18 protein-coding genes are annotated in these 18,673 nt (G+C 71.1%); 5 read left to right on the top strand and 13 right to left on the bottom strand.

What is annotated here, in order from left to right:
* The first annotated feature begins 83 nt into the window (after window positions 1–83).
* Window positions 84–539 carry a hypothetical protein gene (locus tag AB0472_RS04690; RefSeq protein ID WP_366353362.1) on the top strand — a complete coding sequence of 152 codons (456 nt, stop codon included), beginning with the start codon at window positions 84–86 and terminating at the stop codon, window positions 537–539.
* Window position 540: 1 nt separating this feature from the next.
* Here the strand turns inward: AB0472_RS04690 and AB0472_RS04685 are convergent, their stop codons facing one another.
* Together AB0472_RS04685 and AB0472_RS04680 are read right to left on the bottom strand one after the other, a co-directional pair.
* Window positions 541–1,644, bottom strand: a complete 1,104-nt coding sequence (locus AB0472_RS04685) for a phosphotransferase family protein (RefSeq protein ID WP_366353360.1) — start codon at window positions 1,642–1,644, stop codon at window positions 541–543.
* A gap of 14 nt (window positions 1,645–1,658) precedes the next feature.
* Window positions 1,659–2,759, bottom strand: a complete 1,101-nt coding sequence (locus tag AB0472_RS04680) for a hypothetical protein (protein ID WP_366353358.1) — start codon at window positions 2,757–2,759, stop codon at window positions 1,659–1,661.
* A gap of 148 nt (window positions 2,760–2,907) precedes the next feature.
* On the opposite strand from AB0472_RS04680, the gene AB0472_RS04675 reads away from it, so the two are divergent.
* Window positions 2,908–3,159 (top strand): hypothetical protein, encoded by a 252-nt coding sequence (locus tag AB0472_RS04675; protein ID WP_366353356.1) that lies wholly within the window; start codon window positions 2,908–2,910, stop codon window positions 3,157–3,159.
* Here the strand turns inward: AB0472_RS04675 and AB0472_RS04670 are convergent.
* Window positions 3,122–4,294 carry an acyl-CoA dehydrogenase family protein gene (locus tag AB0472_RS04670; RefSeq protein WP_366353354.1) on the bottom strand — a complete coding sequence of 391 codons (1,173 nt, stop codon included), beginning with the start codon at window positions 4,292–4,294 and terminating at the stop codon, window positions 3,122–3,124. The two genes, AB0472_RS04675 and AB0472_RS04670, sit on opposite strands and share 38 nt — an antisense overlap.
* Window positions 4,295–4,624: 330 nt before the next feature.
* On the opposite strand from AB0472_RS04670, the gene AB0472_RS04665 reads away from it, so the two are divergent.
* Window positions 4,625–5,866, top strand: coding sequence for a glycoside hydrolase family 18 protein (locus tag AB0472_RS04665; RefSeq protein ID WP_366353352.1), 1,242 nt, complete (start codon window positions 4,625–4,627; stop codon window positions 5,864–5,866).
* A 93-nt stretch (window positions 5,867–5,959) separates the two neighbouring features.
* Here the strand turns inward: AB0472_RS04665 and AB0472_RS04660 are convergent, their stop codons facing one another.
* The 5 genes from AB0472_RS04660 to AB0472_RS04640 all read right to left on the bottom strand — a co-directional run bounded on the left by AB0472_RS04660 (window position 5,960) and on the right by AB0472_RS04640 (window position 10,997).
* Window positions 5,960–6,619, bottom strand: coding sequence for a TetR/AcrR family transcriptional regulator (locus AB0472_RS04660; RefSeq protein WP_366353351.1), 660 nt, complete (start codon window positions 6,617–6,619; stop codon window positions 5,960–5,962).
* A 53-nt stretch (window positions 6,620–6,672) separates the two neighbouring features.
* A complete protein-coding gene (locus tag AB0472_RS04655) occupies window positions 6,673–6,813 on the bottom strand; it encodes an SCO1431 family membrane protein (protein WP_366353349.1) in 141 nt (46 codons plus the stop codon).
* 97 nt (window positions 6,814–6,910) lie between these two features.
* Window positions 6,911–8,320 (bottom strand): peptidase C39 family protein, encoded by a 1,410-nt coding sequence (locus AB0472_RS04650; protein WP_366353347.1) that lies wholly within the window; start codon window positions 8,318–8,320, stop codon window positions 6,911–6,913.
* A 192-nt stretch (window positions 8,321–8,512) separates the two neighbouring features.
* Window positions 8,513–9,967: an amino acid permease gene (locus AB0472_RS04645; RefSeq protein WP_366353471.1), complete on the bottom strand. Its 1,455-nt coding sequence runs from the start codon at window positions 9,965–9,967 to the stop codon at window positions 8,513–8,515.
* Window positions 9,968–10,046: 79 nt separating this feature from the next.
* Window positions 10,047–10,997, bottom strand: a complete 951-nt coding sequence (locus AB0472_RS04640) for a hypothetical protein (protein ID WP_366353469.1) — start codon at window positions 10,995–10,997, stop codon at window positions 10,047–10,049.
* Between the two features lie 242 nt (window positions 10,998–11,239).
* On the opposite strand from AB0472_RS04640, the gene AB0472_RS04635 reads away from it, so the two are divergent.
* Both AB0472_RS04635 and AB0472_RS04630 read left to right on the top strand, forming a co-directional pair.
* The gene (locus AB0472_RS04635) at window positions 11,240–11,860 is read left to right on the top strand and encodes a hypothetical protein (RefSeq protein WP_366353468.1); all 621 of its coding nucleotides are present in this window, start codon (window positions 11,240–11,242) and stop codon (window positions 11,858–11,860) included.
* 430 nt (window positions 11,861–12,290) lie between these two features.
* Window positions 12,291–14,153 (top strand): AAA family ATPase, encoded by a 1,863-nt coding sequence (locus tag AB0472_RS04630; protein ID WP_366353345.1) that lies wholly within the window; start codon window positions 12,291–12,293, stop codon window positions 14,151–14,153.
* A gap of 189 nt (window positions 14,154–14,342) precedes the next feature.
* Here the strand turns inward: AB0472_RS04630 and AB0472_RS04625 are convergent, their stop codons facing one another.
* From AB0472_RS04625 to AB0472_RS04605, 5 genes are all read right to left on the bottom strand, one after another.
* Window positions 14,343–15,431: a hemolysin family protein gene (locus AB0472_RS04625; protein ID WP_366353343.1), complete on the bottom strand. Its 1,089-nt coding sequence runs from the start codon at window positions 15,429–15,431 to the stop codon at window positions 14,343–14,345.
* The gene (locus tag AB0472_RS04620) at window positions 15,428–16,756 is read right to left on the bottom strand and encodes a hemolysin family protein (protein ID WP_366353341.1); all 1,329 of its coding nucleotides are present in this window, start codon (window positions 16,754–16,756) and stop codon (window positions 15,428–15,430) included. Before AB0472_RS04620 ends, AB0472_RS04625 begins: the two co-directional genes overlap by 4 nt.
* 256 nt (window positions 16,757–17,012) lie before the next feature.
* Window positions 17,013–17,468 carry a PH domain-containing protein gene (locus AB0472_RS04615; RefSeq protein ID WP_366353340.1) on the bottom strand — a complete coding sequence of 152 codons (456 nt, stop codon included), beginning with the start codon at window positions 17,466–17,468 and terminating at the stop codon, window positions 17,013–17,015.
* A gap of 13 nt (window positions 17,469–17,481) precedes the next feature.
* A complete protein-coding gene (gene hisG / locus AB0472_RS04610; RefSeq protein WP_366353338.1) occupies window positions 17,482–18,330 on the bottom strand; it encodes an ATP phosphoribosyltransferase in 849 nt (282 codons plus the stop codon).
* Between the two features lie 60 nt (window positions 18,331–18,390).
* A complete protein-coding gene (locus AB0472_RS04605) occupies window positions 18,391–18,663 on the bottom strand; it encodes a phosphoribosyl-ATP diphosphatase (RefSeq protein WP_030946750.1) in 273 nt (90 codons plus the stop codon).
* Window positions 18,664–18,673 lie beyond the last annotated feature (10 nt).

The raw sequence follows: 18,673 nt of genomic DNA, 5'->3' as shown, positions 1-18,673 counted from the left end.
ATTACCGCCGAGACCGGACGGGAAGTGCTTGCTGTGGTCGAGGCCGCAGCGCCGTAACGGCCCAGCCCGAGGGGGAGTTACCCATGCAGAGTCTTAAGCGCCCTGGTCGTCCCGTGTCCAAGCGCCCGCAGTTGGTGGTCGAGCCCGAGCCGGAGGGCGTCGAACCCGACCTCTACGAGGCCGAGGAACTGGACACCTACGACACCTTCGAGATGTTCCGGGTGATCTGCCCGGACTGCGCGCAGTCCATCGCGCTGCTGGCGGACGAGGAGTTCCTGCCGGAGCACGCGCTGTGCGCATCGCCGTGGAACCCGTTCGGCCTCACGGTCTGTGCCGGCACGGGCCGCGCGGCGGACGACGTCCCGTCCGCGGACGAGTCCGCCGAGCCGCAGGAGCAGGACACCGCCCTCCTGCTCACCCTGCCGCAGGGTCTGAACTGGCGGACGCAGCCCTTCTCGCACGTCGGCGGCCCGGGCTCGCGCCCGATGCGCGTGTCGGCGCTGCGCCCCGGCGGCCGCGACGTCCGTCAGGCCGCCTGAGTCACCGCACCGCGTCCCAGTACCTGCCCTGCACCATGGCGCGCAGACTCCCGTGGTGCAGGATCAGTGTGTCCGGGTCCGCGGGGACGGCGGCCTCGCCGAAGTACACCTGCCGGTAGGCGATGCGCAGCATGACGATCGCGTGCCGCAGGGCGGCGTAGAGGGTGTAGAAGTCCATGTCCCGCGGGGTGTGGCCGGTCAGGCGGGCGTAGCGGGCCTCGACGCGGTCGCGGCGCAGGAACGCGGGCAGCCCCGGCTGCCCGGCGGCGGCCGTGAGGTCCTGGAAGAAGCGGTGCAGGTAGACGCTCCAGCCGAGGTCCACCTCGCGCGGGGCCACGGCCGCCATCTCCCAGTCGAGGACGGCGACGGCGTCGAACCCGTCGTACACGACGTTCCCGATCCGGGCGTCGCCCCAGTTGAGGACGGGCGTGCCGGGTTCGCGCGGCCACAGGTCGGCCAGCCGGTCGAAGGCGGCCTCGATCAGGGGTGAGCGCGCGAGTCCGTCCACCACCCAGTCGTAGTAGCGCCGTTGGGACTCGACGTGCCGGTGCAGGGCGTCGCCGTCCCCGGGGAAGGTGAGGAACTCGGCTTCGGCAAGGGGCACTTGGTCGTGCAGTCGGGCCAACAGGTCGACGGAGACGGCTTCGAGGTGCTCGCGTTCCGTGTCGGTGGCCGCGTGCAGCCAGTTCCCCTCGTACGTGTAGGGCATGACGTCGGGCGGGACGCGCCCCTCGACGCGCTCCATCACGAAGAAGGGCGCGCCGAGCGGTCCGGGGTCCTCCTCCAGCCACAGGACGCGGGGCACGGGCAGATCCGTGCGGTCGGCGACCAGTCGCATGGTCCGGTACTGCCGGGTGAGGTCGTACGACGGGAAGACCGTGTACGCCGACGGGTCCGCCGCCAGTCTCAACGCGCAGGCCCGCACCGGCGGTTCAGGGTGCTCGATCTCGAAGAGCAGGGTCTCGCTGGACATGCCGTTGGAGGCGGGGACCGTGACGCCGGCGGCCTTGGCGCCCGGGAGCCGGGTGTCCAGCCACGCGGTCAGCCGGCGCGCGAGGTCCTCCGGGTCGCGGGTGGTGGTGCGTGGACGCGGTTTCGTCGTCATCCCGGCCTCCTCCGTCAGGGCGCCACCGAGTCGAAGCCGGTGAAGCCGCTGGGATCGTGTCTGCCGAACGAGCCGTGTTCGAAGATGCCGTGGCCGAGCCGTCCGTCGAGGCGGAAGCGGGCGGAGTGGTCGGTGACGCCGTAGGCCGCGCGGGGGTGCGGCGCGGTCAGGTCGTAGGTACGGCGGTCCACCCATCCGCGGCCCTGCCAGGTGCCGTGCTGCCAGTCCTCCGCCGGCGGGTAGCCGGCGCCGACCGCGAGCGGTGTGGAGGTGAGGATCTCCACCTCCAGTTCCCGGGGTTTGCGCGGGTCGCCGAGGTGGACGACGGCCCGTTCGGGGTGCCGGGTGCCGGAGCGGTAGGCGATCTCGGTGTGCGGCCAGCCGAGTTGGCGGTCGCGGTCGCCGGGGCGGACCAGGGTGGCCTCGTTCAGGGTGCGGTGGCCGTCGGCGTCCTCCTGGGTGATGACCATCAGGAAGCGGTCCTCGAAGCGGACCGGGCACCAGATCCAGTGGAAGCCCTCGGTCGGGTTCTCCTCGGCGAGCCGCCCGGCCTCCTCCCCCGGGATGGGGCGGACGCCCCAGCTGCGGTCCCGGGTGCCGGTCCAGCCCGCCGGGTCGGCCCGGAACTCCTCGCCGCCGGCCCGGATCACCCCGGACACTCCCCCGGCCTGCACGAACCTGCGGCCCTCCAGGGTGAGCCGGTCGCCCCGGCGCTGGAGGTGGTGCGGTTCCCACAGGGCCGGGTAGTCGGCGGTCCAGACGAGGTCGTAGGAGAGTGCGTCGTCGGCACAGGTCAGGCGGAAGCGCCGGAGAGGTTCCTCGACCTCGATGCGCAGCGGGCCGACCGCGAGCCGCATCCGGTCCTCGCCCAGGGCGTCCGAGGCGCGGACCGCGTGCAGGGTGTCCCCGGTGCGCAGGGTGGCGTAGGCGTCGATGACCCCGACGTTCGGGTAGACGCCGAGGCCGAGGATGAGCAGGGCGCGGCCGTCGTGGTCGAGGACGTGGAAGATGCACCGGTCGTAGGCGTTCCGGTCCCCGGTGGCGACGTGCTTCATCGAGAGCGGGACCTGGTGCACGGGGTACTCGTCGAGCGGTACGGGACGGTCGTCGGCCATGGCAGGCCTCCCCGGAGGCTGGAGACGGGGTCCGGCTGACGGTACGTCAGAAAACGGACGGAGACCAGATCCGGGAACGGACGTCCACGAACTCACGCACGATTCGGGGGATCGGTGACCAGGGCGGCCGCCTTCGCGTTGGCCGGTCATGACGACCACCTACACCGCTCTCGGCCGTCAGCGCCGGATCTTCGTGCCCCCGCCCGCGGCATCGCTGCCGCCTCCCCCGCCGCAGGATCCGCCCATCTACCGCGATCTGATGCGGACCTGGGCCGAGCGGGGCCGCGCCCTGCCGGGCCGCCACGACCCGGAGTGGGTCAGACTGGCGGCGCCGACGGTCACCCGCGGGCAGTTCAGCGGGTTCAGCGACTTTCCGGCCCCGCCACGTGACGGGCGATGACCATCCGCTGGATCTGGTTGGTGCCCTCGACGATCTGCAGGACCTTGGCCTCGCGCATGTAGCGCTCGACCGGGAAGTCCGCGGTGTAGCCGTAGCCGCCGAGTATCTGGACGGCGTCGGTGGCGACCTTCATCGCGGTGTCGGTGCAGTGCAGCTTGGCCATGGCCGCCTGCTTGGCGAACGGCCGGCCCGCGTCGCGCAGCCGGGCCGCCGCGAGGTACAGCGCCCGGCCGGCCTCGATCTGGGTGGCCATGTCGGCGATCATGAAGCGCAGGCCCTGGAAGTCGGCGATGGGGTGGCCGAACTGCCGTCGGCCGGTGGCGTAGCCGACCGCCTCGTCCAGGGCCGCCTGAGCCAGGCCGACGGCACAGGCGGCGATGCCGAGCCGCCCGGAGTCCAGCGCGGAGAGGGCGATGGCGAAACCCTGGCCCTCCTCCCCCAGGCGGCGGTCGTCGGGGACCCGCACGTCGTCCAGGTGGACCTGGGCGGTGGGCGAGCCCTTCATGCCCATCTTCTTCTCGGGCACCGCGCCGCTGAGCCCCTCGGCGTCGCCGGGGACCAGGAAGGCGGTGATCCCGTGCGAGCCCTCGGCGCCGGTGCGGGCCATGACCGTGTAGAAGTCGGCGACGCCGCCGTGCGTGATCCAGGCCTTGGTGCCGTTGATCACCCAGGAATCACCGTCCCGGACGGCCCGGGTGCGCAGGGAGGCGGCATCCGAACCGGAAGCCGGCTCGGAGAGGCAGTAGGCGCCGAGCAGGCCGCCGCCGAGTATCGCGGGCAGGTGTTCGACCTGCTGCTGCTTGGTGCCGTAGGCGGCGAGCGCGTAGCTCGCGAGGGTGTGCACGCTGACGCCGAGGCCGACGGTGAGGCGGGCCGCGGCCAGTTCCTCCAGCACCTGGAGGTAGACCTCGTAGGGCTGCTCGCCGCCGCCGTACTCGGCGTCGTAGGGCAGGCCGAGGAGGCCTGACTCGGAGAGCAGGGTGAAGACCTCGCGGGGGAAGCGCCCGGCGTCCTCCTCCTCGGCCGCCTTCGGCGCGATCTCACGGCGGGCGATCTCCCGGACCAGCGCGAGCAGGTCCCTCGCCTCGTCCGTGGGCAGTTGACGCTCCACCGGCTGCGGGTCGCGGTCGGACATGGCGTCGGTCTCCTCCCTGTCGGGCAACGACGGTCACGGCCCGTGGGATAGGGGCGGCTCCGCCTGTCGTACGGATGCGGCCGAGGTCGGTGTTCCGGGTCGCGGAAGCTGCTGACCTGCGGCTGCGCAGTGAGTATGCCCGATCGGGGACCTCCCGTCACCAGTTAACGACCGCTTACTTCAGGAATTCCAGGCCAACATCCCCAACCCGCGAAATTGGTCCGAACCATTGACCCGACTGGTCTAGTCCTCCTAAGGTCCATGACCAACGCTTTACCGCGTTCATGCCAATCGGCGCGCGTTCCCCTCTCCCCCAGGAGGAGACACCCGATGCACATCTCCCACCGCTCCCGGTTCCGGGCGCTGCTCTCCGCGGCCTGTTGTGCCGTCCTCGGCGCCGGGCTGCTGGCCGGCGCGGGCACGGCGACCGCCGCCGCCCGTTCCGCCCCGGCCGCCCCCCACGTACAGGCCGGCTCCAAGGTCGTCGGCTACTTCACGGAATGGGGCACCTACGACCGCAAGTACCTGGTCAAGAACGTCGAGACCTCCGGCTCGGCCGCGAAACTGACCCACATCAACTACGCCTTCGGCAACGTCACCGGCGGCAAGTGCGCGATGGGCGACTCCTACGCGGCGACCGACCGGACCTACACCGCCGCCGAGTCCGTGGACGGCGTCGCCGACACGTGGGACCAGCCGCTGCGCGGCAACTTCAACCAGCTGCTGAAGCTGAAGAAGAAGCACCCGAACCTCAGGATCCTCTGGTCCTTCGGCGGCTGGACCTGGTCGAGCGGCTTCGGCGAGGCCGCCAGGAACCCCACCGCCTTCGCCCAGTCCTGCTACGACCTGGTGAAGAACTCCAAGTGGGCCGGTGTCTTCGACGGCATCGACATCGACTGGGAGTACCCGAACGCCTGCGGCAACACCTGCGACACCAGCGGCCGGGACGCGTTCCGGGAGGTGCTGGCCGCGCTGCGCGCGAAGTTCGGCAGCAGCTCGCTCGTCACGGCGGCGATCACCGCCGACGCCACCAGCGGCGGCAAGATCGACGCGGCCGACTACGCGGGCGCGGCGCAGTACGTCGACTGGTACAACCCGATGACGTACGACTACTTCGGCGCCTGGGCCTCGACCGGCCCGACGGCACCGCACTCGCCGCTGAACTCCTACTCGGGCATCCCGACGGCGAACTTCCACACGTCCGCGACCATCGCCAAGCTCCGGGGCCTCGGCATCCCGGCGGCCAAGCTGCTGCTCGGCATCGGCTTCTACGGCCGCGGCTGGACCGGGGTCACCCAGGCGGCACCCGGCGGCTCGGCCACCGGTCCGGCGGCGGGCACCTACGAGGCGGGCATCGACGACTACAAGGTGCTCAGGACCAAGTGCCCGGCGACCGGCACGGTGGGCGGCACGGCGTACGCCAAGTGCGGCAGCGACTGGTGGAGCTACGACACCCCGGCGACCATCGCGACCAAGATGACCTACAAGAACCAGCAGGGCCTGGGCGGCACCTTCCTCTGGGAGCTGAGCGGCGACACCGCGAACGGCGAGCTGATCAAGGCCATCAACTGACCCCGGTCACGGGGGCCTGGGGCGGGGGAACCACGAGCCCTCCGCCCCAGCGGCCGGTCCGGCGGGGCGACGCGGCGGACCGGCCCGGGTGCGTCAGGTGTCCCGGCGGGCCGGAGCCGGGGCACGGTAGGACGGGTCCAGCTCCTCGATGGCGCGCATGGTGCCGCCGAGCGTCTTGACCAGCAGCTCGCACATGGTCTCGCGGGAGAGTTCGGGCCGGTCGATCCAGTCGAGGGTGGCGCCCTCCACGCTGCACAGCCAGGCGAGCAGGCCGACCCTGGCGAGCGGGGCGATGTCGGTACGGCCGTAGGCGCCCTCGGCGATGGTCGCGACGATCGCCTCGCGCACCCCGTCCCGGATGGCGTGCACCTCGGTGTCGAAGCCGACACCGCCGCTGACGATCGTGCGGTACGCGGCCTGGTGGTGCTCGGCGTAGCGCAGGTAGCTGTCGATGGTCCGGTGGACCCGGTCCACCTGGGGCAGTTCCAGGCCGCTCGCCGCATAGGTGACCAGGTCGGCGACGGAGTCCTGGATGATCGCCAGGTAGTAGCCGCGCTTCGACTGGAAGTAGTAGTAGATCAGCCCTTTGGCGACATGCGCCTGCTTGGCGATGTCGTCCATGGAGAGCGCGTCGTACGAGGTGTCGGCGAACAACTTCCGCCCGATGGCGATGAGTTCGGCGCGGCGGGCCACGGAACGCTCGGTGCCGCGCGCCCGGGGACGGGCGGCGGCACGTTGTTGGCTGATATTCAATTTCGACCCTGGTCTCAACGGGCTGCGGGACATTCGCAGTATGTCAGTTCAGGTCACAGCAGGCCGAGTTGAGTCACCAACATGGCGAGGACCACGACCAGAGTCCAGCCCATGACATGTTCCAGAACCTTGGGGCCGTCGTCCTTGGGGCCGCCGGTGCGGGCACGGGCGGCGGTGGCGGAGTGCGTGGTCATGAAGTCCACCATGCCATTGATTGCGGCTTTTGCGGTGGAGAGCTTGGTCACAGGAGAGCGGCCCACGGGTTGCCCCGGGGGCCGCTGTCGCGCCCGGTCAGCGCACGCCGACCGCCGCGAGAGCCTTGAGCTGGGCCGCGGTCGGACAGGCCGGGAAGTACAGGTAGCAGACGCCCCCGGTGCCGGACGCGACGTTCCCACTGGCGTTGTAGCGCTTGGTGCGCAGCCAGATGTTCTCGAACTCCCGGCGCAGATAGACCCGCCGGACCGCGTCGTCGTCGGCCGAGCACGGGTCGTTGGCGATCACGTCGCCGTCCGCGGTGAAGCCGATCACGGTCATCAGGTGTCCGGAGGTGCCGTACCCGGCGCCCGTCAGCTCCGACGCGAGGAACGACTGTGACGTTATGGCCGGAATGCCGGCCGCGATCAGGGTCTCCAGGTCGGTGAGCGAGGCCAGTCGCGTTATCACGCCCTGGAGGTCCTGGTACGTCGACGCGTAGGCGGCGTTGAACGGCCAGTTGCCGCAGCCCCCGTACTGGTAGTCGTAGGTGTAGCGGGCCGCGTAGCAGACCTGCGGGTCGGCGAAGGACGGGTCGACCCAGGCCAGCTGCGCGGCGGTGGGCCGGCCGCCCCAGTACTCGACGATCATCTGCGAGGAGGTGGGGCTGCACCAGGCCTCGCCGCCGTTGTCGTACTCGGGGTACTGGCCCTTGTGGATCTCCTGCGAGTAGCGCGGGACCTTGAGTTCCTGGGCCAGGCCCGGGGTGGAGGCCGGAACGGTGAAGCGGTCCGGGATGTCGGAGCCCATGGCGCCGAGCCGCCACACGGTCGGGGTGAGCTTGGTGCCCGGCTTGCGGTAGAGGGTCAGGCGCAGCTGGTACGAGGCGAGGCGCAGGCCGGTCGTCGCGTCGTCGATGGCGAAGGTGTCGGTCCAGACGGTGCTCCTGCCGTCGGTCTGGCCGTCCACCGAGGTCCGCTTGATGTCCTGGTCGCCGGCCGCCCAGCGGCCCATGACGTACCAGGGGGTCGCGGTGCCGTCGGAGTAGGTGCCGTGCAGTTCGATCTGGATCCAGGTGCCGGCCGGGGTGTCCGCGTTCCAGGAGGCGATGGTCTCGGTGGCGGGGACGGCGAGCCGGTGTACCGGGCCGGTCCAGGTGGCGTACTCCCAGTCGGCCGTGGTGCCGGTGTGCGGGTCGGTGTAGGAGATGGTGCCGGCCGGGGTGCCGATCACCACGCCGGGGCGTTTCCCGGCGACGGCGCCGGCGCCCTTGGCGGTGCCGGTCTTCCAGTCGCTGTGGGTCGTCCAGGAGCGGTAGTCGATCGGGCGGGTCCCGTGCCTGCCGTTCCCGGGCCGGCGGGTCCGGGTCCGGGCGGTGTCGCCGGCGTCGGACTCCGGCGCGGCGACCGCGGGCGCCGCGGGGACCACGCCCTGGGCCACGGCCGCCGCCGCGACGGAGGCGGCGGCCGCCAGAACGGTTCTGCGGGACGGCTGTTCGGCTCTGCTCATGGGTGAAGGACCCCCAGGTGTGCGCGTCACGGCTGATCCGGAGCAAGGTCTGTGCGCCAACTATGAAGCAGGCGCCATGCCCCTGCCAGCACTTCCGGCCATGCCACGCCCACCAATATTGGTCTCGTCCGCTGAAAGGGCCGCGGCGCGCTCGCCGGGGCCCCTCCCGCGGTCATGCGCGGCTTCACCGGCTCAGATGAGGTCCATCGCGGCGACCTCGTCGGGGCGGCCGTAGCTGACCGGGCCCTGGAAGCGGCGGCGGGCGGTGGCGAACCACCAGACCGTGGCCACGGCCAGGACGACGGCCAGGGCGATCGGCGCGTAGTTGAAGGAGTCGGCGGTGATCGGCGACGCCTGCGGCAGCATGAACAGGATGCTGCTGAGCAGGATCCAGACCACCGCCAGCCACCCGACGGGCCTGCTCCAGCGGCCCAGGTTCCACGGACCCGGCTGGAATTCGTCGCCCAGGCGCAGCCGCAGGAAGACCGGCACGGCGTAGGCGAGGAACAGGCCGACGACGTTGACGCTGACGATCGCGGTGAACGCCGTGTGCGACCACCAGCCCGGCACCACCAGGGCGAGCGAGCAGGCCACCGCGAGCCAGACGGCCTTGACGGGCGTCCTGGTGCGGGGCGAGACCGAGTGCCAAAGGCGCGAGCCGGGCATGGCGCCGTCCCGGGAGAAGGCGAAGATCTGCCGGGTGTTGCTGGTGAGGTTGGCGAGGCCGCAGAAGAGCATCGCGCCGATGACGACGAGCAGCATCGCCTTGGCCCAGCCCATGCCGAGTCCGTCGATGAGAATCTGGACGGGCGGCGCGGAGGAGCCCGCCACCTTGGCGTAGTCGCCGATGCTGTAGACCAGCGCGAGCATCAGGACCAGGCCGGTGATCGCCGAATAGCCGATGGACCGGATGATCCCTCTGGGGGCGTTGACCGTGGCCTGGACGGTTTCCTCGGACATGTGGAAGCTGCCGTCGAAGCCGGTGAAGGTCCAGCTGGTGACCAGCAGCCCGAGCAGGCCGCCGTAAAGGCCGTTGGTGAAGCCGGTGTTGTTCACGAAATGCGTCACGAAGGAAGCCGACCGGTGGTGGTCCGGCATCACGATCAGTGTGCTCACGATCACCACGAGTCCGATCAGCAGCCACCAGACGGAAATCCGGTTCAGTACGGCGACCAGCTGCACGGTGTAGGTGTTGGCGAGCCCCTGGACCACGATGATCACGGCGGTGATCAGGACCGTCTGGTGGGCGGTCGGCGTGTACGAGGGCCACTGCAGGGCGACGAAGGCCTGGATGAAGGTGGCGGCGGCGTAGCCGGTGGCCGCGGTGCCGCCGATCTGGCCCACGAAGTTCAGCCAGCCCGTGTACCAGGACCAGGCGCCCTTGTGCCGCTTGGCGAGTTTACCGGCGGAGAAATACAGGGCACCGCTCGTCGGATAGGCGGAGGCGACTTCCGCCATCGCGGCGCCGATGCACAGCACCATCACGCAGACGCCGATCCAGCCGAATACGAGAATGCGGGGGCCTCCCGCGTTCATACCGAATCCGAAGGACGAGAAGATCCCGGAGAGAATGTTGATGATGGTGAAGGAGATGGCGAAATTGTCGAAGGCCTGGAATCGGCGGGTGAGTTTCCGCGGATAACCCATCGCGTGCAGGGTCGCGTCGTCGTCGAGCGTGACGGGGTCCGCTGTGCGTTCTGACACGTGCCGGCCTTTCTCTCGGAATCTAGGAGGGGATGGGCAGGCCGCAGGCGCGGCGGGCCCGGGAGAGCTGGTCGGCCGGTTCGCCGAAGACGCTCCAGGGCATGCGGGAGGCGTACGGCCCCATGGCCGTGAAGACGGCCCGGGCCTCGAACGCGCACTGGGCCATGACCAGCGCGTGCGCGAGGTAGGCGAGGTCGAGAACCGGGGTGAAGCGGTATCCGGCGACCGTGGGCAGCCAGTTGTGGTAGATCGACAATGCGGTGCTGCGCCACTGGGGCTGTTCCCAGACCCGCTCGGCGAGCAGCTGGGTGGGGTTGTGGCTCTCCACCAGTGCGACCAGCGGCAGCAGCCGCAGCCCGGAGTCGGCGGGGGCCCGCTGGGCGAGGAAGGCGGCGACGTCCCAGGCCGCGTTGACCGAGCCGCCGTAGCGGGTGAAGAAGAAGGACAGGAAGCGGTGGTGGGCCTCGCGGTGCCAGGGGTCGAGGCCGAGGGTGTGCGCGAACAGCCGCCAGGGACCGGACGGGGAGGTCAGCAGGCCGCCCGGGGCGGGATCGTGCGGGCGGTGCAGCCGGGCCATCGCCAGCTTGGCGGCCCAGGGCGTGGGGTCGGCGGGGTTCAGGGCGCTGGCCCGGTCGCAGGCGGCGAGGGCGATCCGCTCCAGCGCCTCGGCCCGTTCGTCGCGGGCGTCGGCGGCCCGGATCGCCCGCTGTACGGCCACCCGGGCCCACATCAGCGCGGACTCGGGGCCCGGCTCCTCGGCCAGCCACCGCTCGACCAGGTCGGTGCCGGCCGCCTCGGAGGCGAGGACCAGGGAACGGTGCGCGCGCAGGGCGAAGTCGGCACGCGTCTCGGCCAGCGCCTCACGGGCACTCAGATATCTTCCGGCGCGCACGTCCACGCATACGCTCGCGAGCAAGCGGTCGTCGGCCGCCGGATGCCATACGTAGTGCCCCTCGAATAACTCCGCGGCCATCTTCCCCTGTCCGTCCCCGTTCGACGCGTGCACCAGGCACCTTACTCAGGGCCGGGCGGACCGGAAACGCACGAGATCGACATATCGGTCAGCCGGTCGGAAATATTGACGGCGAGAGCGGGGAGCGCCTCGACATTGGTTCAAGCCGATACTTTCCGGGGGTCGTAAACACCCGCTATGCGCCGCACTACTAGAATGTTTCCGGAAAACACCCCACACCGCAGCACACCACGGGAACGGCCATTCACCAGCTCGCCTCCGCACTCCAGGCCCTGCCGCCCTCCTGCGGCCCGGTCCGCCTCGTCGGCGTCGACGGGCACGCCGGGTCCGGGAAGACGACGTTCGCCGGCCGGCTCGCCACCGCCCTGGGCGGGGCACCGGTGCTGCACCTCGACGACATCGCCAGCCACGATGAACTGTTCGCCTGGACCGGCCGGCTGCTGGCCCAGGTGATCGAGCCGCTCGGGCGCGGCCGCACGGCGCGGTACTCCCCCTACGACTGGCACACCCGCCGCTTCGGCCCGCCCCGCCCGCTGGAGGCGGCCCCGGTGGTTCTCGTCGAGGGCGTCGGCGCCGGGCGCCGGGCGCTGCGCCCCTTCCTGGCCCGGCTGCTCTGGATGGAGCTGCCGCACGAGGAGGCCTGGACGCGGGGCAGGGCGCGGGACGGCGCGGAGCAACGGGATTTCTGGGCCCAGTGGGTCGGAGCGGAACACGAACACTTCTGCGAAGACCCCTCAAGGCCGTACGCCGACCTGCTGGTGACACAGTCACATAAGGGATATGAGGTGCTGCCGGGGCCTGCGAAGACACTTGGACCGGACCAGTCCATCACCCACCGTGACGGACCGTCCGCTGTGTGCTGAACTCGTGAAGACGCGCCTCCAGGAAGTTGCCCGAGTACCTCAACTCGGCTTGACCGGGGGGCCGTACAGGACTTACGTTCTCAATGAGCGGCCGTTCGAAGCCGCACCACAGACGCGAAGCCCCCGGTTGTTCCCCCGTGATCGGGGGCTTCGTTCTGCCCTTTACCCCTTTTGCGTGCGCGGCGCGCGCCCTCACGCTCACCCTCGGTCACCGACCCGTGTGCGCCCCCGTCTGCCCCCACCTCGCCAAACGGCCCGTGCGGCACCCTTCGGCAGGCGGTCGAACCGCAGGTACGATGCCCTCGGTGCGACCTTCGAACGGCTGCCTCGCGCACCTGCAACTCCGGTCCGCGGCACAGCGGTTCGACCAACGGCGGCCATCGGGGGGAGCCCGGGGCCAACCACGGGGGCACGGTTTGTGGGGGACGTGATGGATTTCGGCACGCAGGGCCCCGAGGCCCCGGCCGACCTCGCCTGGCTGCGAGGCGTGGACGCCTACACGATGGGCGCCTATCCGCAGGCCGAGGAGGAGTTCCGCGCTGCGGTGCGGATGGATCCCGGGATGGCGGACGCCTGGCTCGGGCTGCACGCGCTGCGCGTCGACACGACGACCGCGTTGCTGCGGATGTTCCGGCACCGGGAGCGCTTCGGCGAACAGCGCGGCCGGCATCGCCGCACCCTGAACTCCTGGTACTGGCTCGGCTGGTGGGTGCAGCCGGTCCTGGAGAGCCCGCGCGACCTCCTGCTCGCGCACTCCTCGCACTGGCTGGACGGCCGGCACGTGCCGGAGCTGGACCGGGCCCTCGCCGGACTGCCGCCGGTGGACGCCGACCCGCAGGTCCGCTTCCTGCACGCCTGCCGGTCCTACCTGGTCAAGGACTGGGAGCAGCTGGTACGCCACACCGACCCGCTCCTCGACGACCCCATGCTCGGCATCGAGGCGGGCCTGTTCGGCGGCATGGCCCGGGTCCGCCTCGAAATGTACGGCCAGGCCGAACCGCTGCTCTCCGCCGCGCTGATGCGCTGCCGCAGCGAGCAGCCGCAGCGCAAGGAGCTGCGCTACTGGCTGGCCAGGGCGCACGAGGGCACCGGCCGCAGCGCCGCCGCGCTCCCCCTCTACCGGGCCGTGCACCGCGTCGACCCCGCCTTCATGGACACCTCGGCGCGGCTGGCCGCGATAGCCGAGGGCGACGGGTACGAGGACGCGGCCGGATTCGCGGCGATCACCCTCAGCGGCGCCGGGCAGGACGTCGTGGACGGGCCGGACCTGTTCGACCCGCTCTTCGGCACCGAGGGGCGCGATCTGCGGCTCGGCGATCCGGAGCCGCCGGCCGGGGCGATGCCGTCGGTGATCGACCCGGCGGTGCGCGAGAAGGTCGTGCCGTCGCCCCCGCTGCCGGCCGGCCCGACCGACCCCGCGTTACTTGAGGAAGCGCTCGCCGAACTGGAGCGCATGGTCGGGCTCGAACCCGTGAAACGACAGGTCAAAGCGCTGTCCGCGCAGTTGAACATGGCCCGGTTGCGGGCCGGGCAGGGGCTGCCGGTGCAGCCGCCGAAACGCCACTTCGTCTTCTCCGGACCGTCCGGCACCGGGAAGACCACCGTCGCCCGCATCCTCGGCCGCGTCTTCTACGCGCTGGGCCTGCTCGGCGGGGACCATCTCGTGGAGGCGCAGCGCGCCGACCTGGTCGGCGAGTACCTGGGCCAGACCGCCGTGAAGGCGAACGAGCTGATCGACTCCGCGATCGGCGGCGTGCTCTTCGTCGACGAGGCCTACTCCCTCTCCAACTCCGGTTACGGCAAGGGAGACGCGTACGGCGACGAGGCGCTGCAGGTACTGCTGAAGCGGGCCGAGGACAACCGGGACCACCTGGTGGTGATCCTGGCCGGCTACCCGGAGGGCATGGACCGCCTGCTGGCCGCGAACCCCGGGCTCTCCTCGCGCTTCACCACGCGTGTCGACTTTCCCTCCTACCGGCCCCTCGAACTGACGTCGATCGGCGAGGTGCTGGCCGCCGAGAACGGGGACGCGTGGGACGAGGAGGCGCTGGAGGAGCTGCGCTCGATCGCCGGGCACGTGGTGGACCAGGGGTGGATCGACGAGCTGGGCAACGGGCGGTTCCTGCGGACGCTGTACGAGAAGAGCTGCGCGTACCGGGATCTGCGGTTGTCGGCGTATCCGGGGGTGCTGTCGCGGGACGACCTGGCGACGCTGCGGTTGCCGGACCTGATGCAGGCGTACGGAGAGGTGCTGTCGGGGAGGGGGCCGCAGGATCCGGCGGCCGGGATGTAGCTGCGGGGTGGGCTGGGGCGGCGGGGGGACGCTTACCGGCGCTTGCAGGGAGCCGCCCCCAGCGATCGGTCGGGGGTACCCCCAGCGCCCACCCGTGCCGCCCTGCGGCACTCCTGCCCGCAGCCGGGTTTTCAGGGGTGCGGGGAACTGCGCGGCCGGCCCCCACCGGCCGGCAGCTCCCCGCGGCGCTCAGCCCACCGGCACTTCCTCCGGCTCCCCGCTGGAACGAGGCTCCGGCGTCCTGGTCGACGTCGGCTGTTCCCGGTGTGCCGGGTCCGTCACCTCGCCGACCAGCAGTTCGAGGACGTCCTCCAGGGCCGCCAGGCCAAGGACGCGGCCGTTCGCGTCGGCCACCTGGGCGAGGTGGGTCGCCGCCCGGCGCATCACCGTCAGCGCGTCGTCGAGGGGCAGCTCGGCCCGCAGTGTCGTCATCGGGCGCCATATCTGCTGCGGAACCGCCCGGTCGGAGTCCTCCAGGTCGAGTACGTCCTTCACGTGCACGTACCCCATGAAGGCCCCGGACTCGGCCGCCACCGGGAAGCGGGAGTAGCCGGTGCGGGCGGTGAGCTCGACGATCTGGCCCGGGGTGACCGACGGCGGGACCGTGATCAGGGACTCGCGGCGCAGCAGCACGTCCGTCACCGGGCGGGAGCCCAGTTCCAGCGCGTCCTCGAGGCGTTCCTGCTCCTCGGGGTCGAGGAGACCCGCCTGGCCGGAGTCCTCCAGGAGCCGGTTGAGCTGCTCGCTGGTGACGACGGCCTCGACCTCGTCCTTCGGCTCGACCCGGAACAGCTTCAGGATGCCCTGGGCGCAGGCGCCGAGCGCGACGGTGATCGGCCGGCACACGCGGGCGAAGGCGACCAGGCCCGGGCTCAGCCACAGTGCCGCCTTCTCGGGCGCCGCCATCGCCAGGTTCTTCGGCACCATCTCGCCGATGACCAGGTGGAAGAAGACCACCCCGGCCAGCGCGATCACGTAGCCCAGGGGGTGGATCACCCCCTCCGGCAGCCGCACCGCCTCGAACAGTGGTTCCAGCAGGTGGGCCACCGTAGGTTCGGCCACCGCGCCCAGCGTCAGCGAGCAGACCGTGATGCCGAACTGGGCGGCGGCCATCATCTGCGGCAGGCGCTCCAGGCCGTAGAGGACCTGGCGGGCCCGGGCGGTGCCCAGGGGTTCGATCTGGCTGCGGCGGACGGAGACGAGCGCGAACTCGGCGCCGACGAAGAAGCCGTTGGCCAGGACCAGCAGGCCGGCGAAGACCAGTTGGAGAACGCTCATCGGGCGGCCTCCGCGACGGCGGGGGCGGTGCGGACCAGGCGGACCCGTTCCGCGCGGTAGTGGCCGACCCGGCGGACGGACAGCCGCCAGCCGGGCAGCTCGGCACGGTCGCCGGGCGCCGGGATGCGTCCGAGCAGGTCGGCGACCAGGCCGGCGACCGTCTCGTACGGGCCCTCGGGCACGTCCAGGCCTATCCGCTGGAGGATGTCGACGCGGACGCTGCCGTCGACGTCCCAGGCGGGCTTGCCGTCCTGGGACGGGACGGACGCGAGTTCCGGCGCGTCGGGGCTGTCGTGCTCGTCGCGGACCTCGCCGACGAGTTCCTCGACGATGTCCTCCAGGGTGACCACGCCCGCCGTACCGCCGTACTCGTCGACGACGACCGCGATGGGCTGCTCGGAGCGGAGCCGGGCGAGGAGGGGCTGGACCGGGAGGGTCTCGGGGACCAGCAGGGCCTTGCGGGCGATGCGGCCGACCGGGGTGCGCAGCCGGTCGTGGACCGGGACGGCCAGCGCGTCCTTGAGGTGGGCCATGCCGACGATCTCGTCGATCTTCTCCCGGTAGACCGGGAAGCGGGACAGGCCGGTGGCCCGGGTGAGGTTGACGACGTCCTCGGTGGTCGCCGTGTCCTGGAGGGCGCTGACCTTCACCCGGGGGGTCATGACGTGCTGGGCGGTCAGCTCGCCCAGGGACAGGGTGCGGACGAACAGGTCGGCCGTGTCCTGTTCCAGTGCGCCGGCCTGGGCGGAGTGCCGGGCCAGGGAGACCAGTTCGCCGGGGGTGCGGGCGGAGGCCAGCTCCTCGGCGGGCTCGACGCCGAGGGCGCGGACGAGCCGGTTGGCGACCGTGTTCAGCGCGGCGATGACCGGGCGGAACAGGCGGGAGAAGCGGGCCTGCGGGCCGGCCACGAAGCGCGCGACCTGGAGGGGCTTGGAGACCGCCCAGTTCTTGGGTACGAGTTCGCCGATCACCATCTGGATCGCCGAGGCGAGCAGCATGCCGACCACGACGGCGATGCCGGAGACCGCGCCGTCGGGCAGGCCGATCGCGGTGAGCGGGCCGCGCAGCAGCTCGGCCAGCGCCGGTTCGGCGAGCATGCCGACGACGAGGGAGGTGATGGTGATGCCCAGCTGGGTGCCGGAGAGCTGGAAGGACAGCTCCTTCAGCGACTCGACGACCGTACGGGCGCGCTTGTCGCCGTCGGCGGCGGCCTTCTCGGCCTCGGGCCGCTCCACGGTCACCAGGCCGAACTCGGCGGCCACGAAGAAGCCGTTCGCGAGGATGAGCAGGAACGCGGCTGCCAGGAGCAGCAGGGGGGTGGTCATGATGCCGCCGCCTCCGAAGCCTCGTGGACTGCGCGAAGGCGGTCCACGGTATGTCGGGAGGGGGCGGCGCAGGTACTACAGGACGATCCGTCCATCGCCGGAGAGGGTCACTCCTCGGGTAGCAGGAACCCCTGTGCGCGGGGCGCGCGACAGGGGTGGAGGCGGGACGTGAAAAGCCTCCGCCAACAGATTAATCAAGACAGGGGCCGGTGCGGCAGGGGCGACGGCGCGGAGACGGCCCCGAAGTTGCGTGATTTCAGCCCTGATGCTGTTCGGGGTGGTGGCTCGTGCGGGCCTCGACGAGGGCGCGCAGGGCCGTGGCGTCGGCGATGGCGCGCTGCTTGGCGATGCCCGGCTGGATGCCGAGCGCGGGCAGGCTGGTGCCGTCGCTGAGGTTGAGGAACACCCACGGGTCACCCGGGCGGAGGTTCACCTGGACGATCTCCGCCCACTCCAGGCGCCGCTTGCCGGCGACGTTGACGACGGTGACCCCGGACTCGTCGGCGACCACCTTCACCCGGGCCAGCTGGGCCAGCACCCAGAAGATCAGCGCGCCGGTGACGACGAAGCTGAGCTTCTCCCCCGGGCCGAGCTGCTCCAGGAGCAGCGCGACCCCGGAGATGGTGGCGAAGATCGCGACACCCGCGGTGAGCAGGATCACACGGGTCAGGCCCGGCCGGAAGGTGACGGGCAGCGAGGGAAGCTCGGACATCTCGCGCGGGACCTCAGAGGCGGCAGGCGTGGATGGCCGTGGTCAGGATGGCGCGGGCGCCGATGTCGTACAGGTCGTCCATGATCCGCTGGGCGTCCTTGGTGGGGACCATGGCGCGGACGGCGACCCAGCCCTCGTTGTGCAGCGGGGAGACGGTCGGCGACTCCAGGCCGGGGGTGAGGGCGACGGCCTTCTCCAGCTGCTCGACCCGGCAGTCGTAGTCCATCATCACGTACGTCCGGGCGACCAGGACACCCTGGAGGCGGCGCAGGAACTGCTGGACCTTGGGTTCCTCGGCGTCGGCGCCGGTGCGGCGGATCACGATCGCCTCGGACTTCATGATCGGCTCGCCGAAGACCTCCAGGCCGGCGTTGCGCAGCGACGTGCCGGTCTCGACGACGTCGGCGATGACCTCGGCGACGCCCAGCTCGATGGCGGTCTCGACGGCGCCGTCCAGGTGGACGACGGAGGCGTCGACGCCGCTGTCGGAGAGGTGCTTGGCGACGATGCCCTCGTAGGAGGTGGCGACCGTCTTGCCCTTGAGGTCCGCCAGGCCGTTCGCCTCGCCGGGCTTGGCGGCGAAGCGGAAGGTGGAGCGGGCGAAGCCGAGCGGCAGGATCTCCTCGGCGTTGGCGGCGGAATCCACCAGCAGGTCCCGTCCGGTGATGCCGATGTCGAGGCGGCCGGAGGAGACGTAGATCGCGATGTCGCGGGGGCGGAGGTAGAAGAACTCGACGTCGTTGACCGGGTCGACGGTGCGGAGTTCCTTGGACTCCCGCCGCTGGCGGTAGCCGGCCTCATGCAGCATGTCCGCCGCAGGTCCTGAGAGGGAACCCTTGTTGGGGACGGCGATGCGCAGCATGAGGTCGGCTTCCTTTGCTCGGACTTTGCTCTGCAGGTGACGGGTTTGTCGGAAAAGGTTCTACAGGTGGGCGTAGACGTCGTCCAGCGAGATTCCGCGGGCGACCATCATCACCTGGACGTGGTAGAGCAGCTGCGAGATCTCTTCGGCGGCCGCTTCCTTGCCCTCGTACTCGGCGGCCATCCAGACCTCGGCGGCCTCCTCGACGACCTTCTTGCCGATGGCATGGACCCCCTTGCCGACCAGCTCGGCGGTGCGGGAGGTGGCGGGGTCCCCGTGGGCGGCCTTGTGCTGGAGCTCGGTGAAGAGCTCCTCGAAAGTCTTGTTGGACATGGTGAACGCC

Source organism: Streptomyces sp. NPDC086777 (assembly GCF_040702065.1).
GTDB lineage: Bacteria > Actinomycetota > Actinomycetes > Streptomycetales > Streptomycetaceae > Streptomyces.
Note: the sequence above shows the minus strand (reverse complement) of the source record. Positions and strands in the feature narration are given on the sequence as shown.

Excerpts from the sequence above, each read along its gene's own strand:
- AB0472_RS04605 (WP_030946750.1), bottom strand. The coding sequence starts at position 18,663 with ATGTCCAACAAGACTTTCGAGGAGCTCTTCACCGAGCTCCAGCACAAG.
- AB0472_RS04690 (WP_366353362.1), top strand. The coding sequence starts at position 84 with ATGCAGAGTCTTAAGCGCCCTGGTCGTCCCGTGTCCAAGCGCCCGCAG.
- AB0472_RS04685 (WP_366353360.1), bottom strand. The coding sequence starts at position 1,644 with ATGACGACGAAACCGCGTCCACGCACCACCACCCGCGACCCGGAGGAC.
- AB0472_RS04620 (WP_366353341.1), bottom strand. The coding sequence starts at position 16,756 with ATGACCACCCCCCTGCTGCTCCTGGCAGCCGCGTTCCTGCTCATCCTC.
- AB0472_RS04655 (WP_366353349.1), bottom strand. The coding sequence starts at position 6,813 with ATGACCACGCACTCCGCCACCGCCGCCCGTGCCCGCACCGGCGGCCCC.
- AB0472_RS04680 (WP_366353358.1), bottom strand. The coding sequence starts at position 2,759 with ATGGCCGACGACCGTCCCGTACCGCTCGACGAGTACCCCGTGCACCAG.
- AB0472_RS04650 (WP_366353347.1), bottom strand. The coding sequence starts at position 8,320 with ATGAGCAGAGCCGAACAGCCGTCCCGCAGAACCGTTCTGGCGGCCGCC.
- hisG (WP_366353338.1), bottom strand. The coding sequence starts at position 18,330 with ATGCTGCGCATCGCCGTCCCCAACAAGGGTTCCCTCTCAGGACCTGCG.
- AB0472_RS04665 (WP_366353352.1), top strand. The coding sequence starts at position 4,625 with ATGCACATCTCCCACCGCTCCCGGTTCCGGGCGCTGCTCTCCGCGGCC.
- AB0472_RS04630 (WP_366353345.1), top strand. The coding sequence starts at position 12,291 with ATGGATTTCGGCACGCAGGGCCCCGAGGCCCCGGCCGACCTCGCCTGG.
- AB0472_RS04670 (WP_366353354.1), bottom strand. The coding sequence starts at position 4,294 with ATGTCCGACCGCGACCCGCAGCCGGTGGAGCGTCAACTGCCCACGGAC.
- AB0472_RS04615 (WP_366353340.1), bottom strand. The coding sequence starts at position 17,468 with ATGTCCGAGCTTCCCTCGCTGCCCGTCACCTTCCGGCCGGGCCTGACC.
- AB0472_RS04675 (WP_366353356.1), top strand. The coding sequence starts at position 2,908 with ATGACGACCACCTACACCGCTCTCGGCCGTCAGCGCCGGATCTTCGTG.
- AB0472_RS04625 (WP_366353343.1), bottom strand. The coding sequence starts at position 15,431 with ATGAGCGTTCTCCAACTGGTCTTCGCCGGCCTGCTGGTCCTGGCCAAC.
- AB0472_RS04640 (WP_366353469.1), bottom strand. The coding sequence starts at position 10,997 with ATGGCCGCGGAGTTATTCGAGGGGCACTACGTATGGCATCCGGCGGCC.
- AB0472_RS04645 (WP_366353471.1), bottom strand. The coding sequence starts at position 9,967 with ATGGGTTATCCGCGGAAACTCACCCGCCGATTCCAGGCCTTCGACAAT.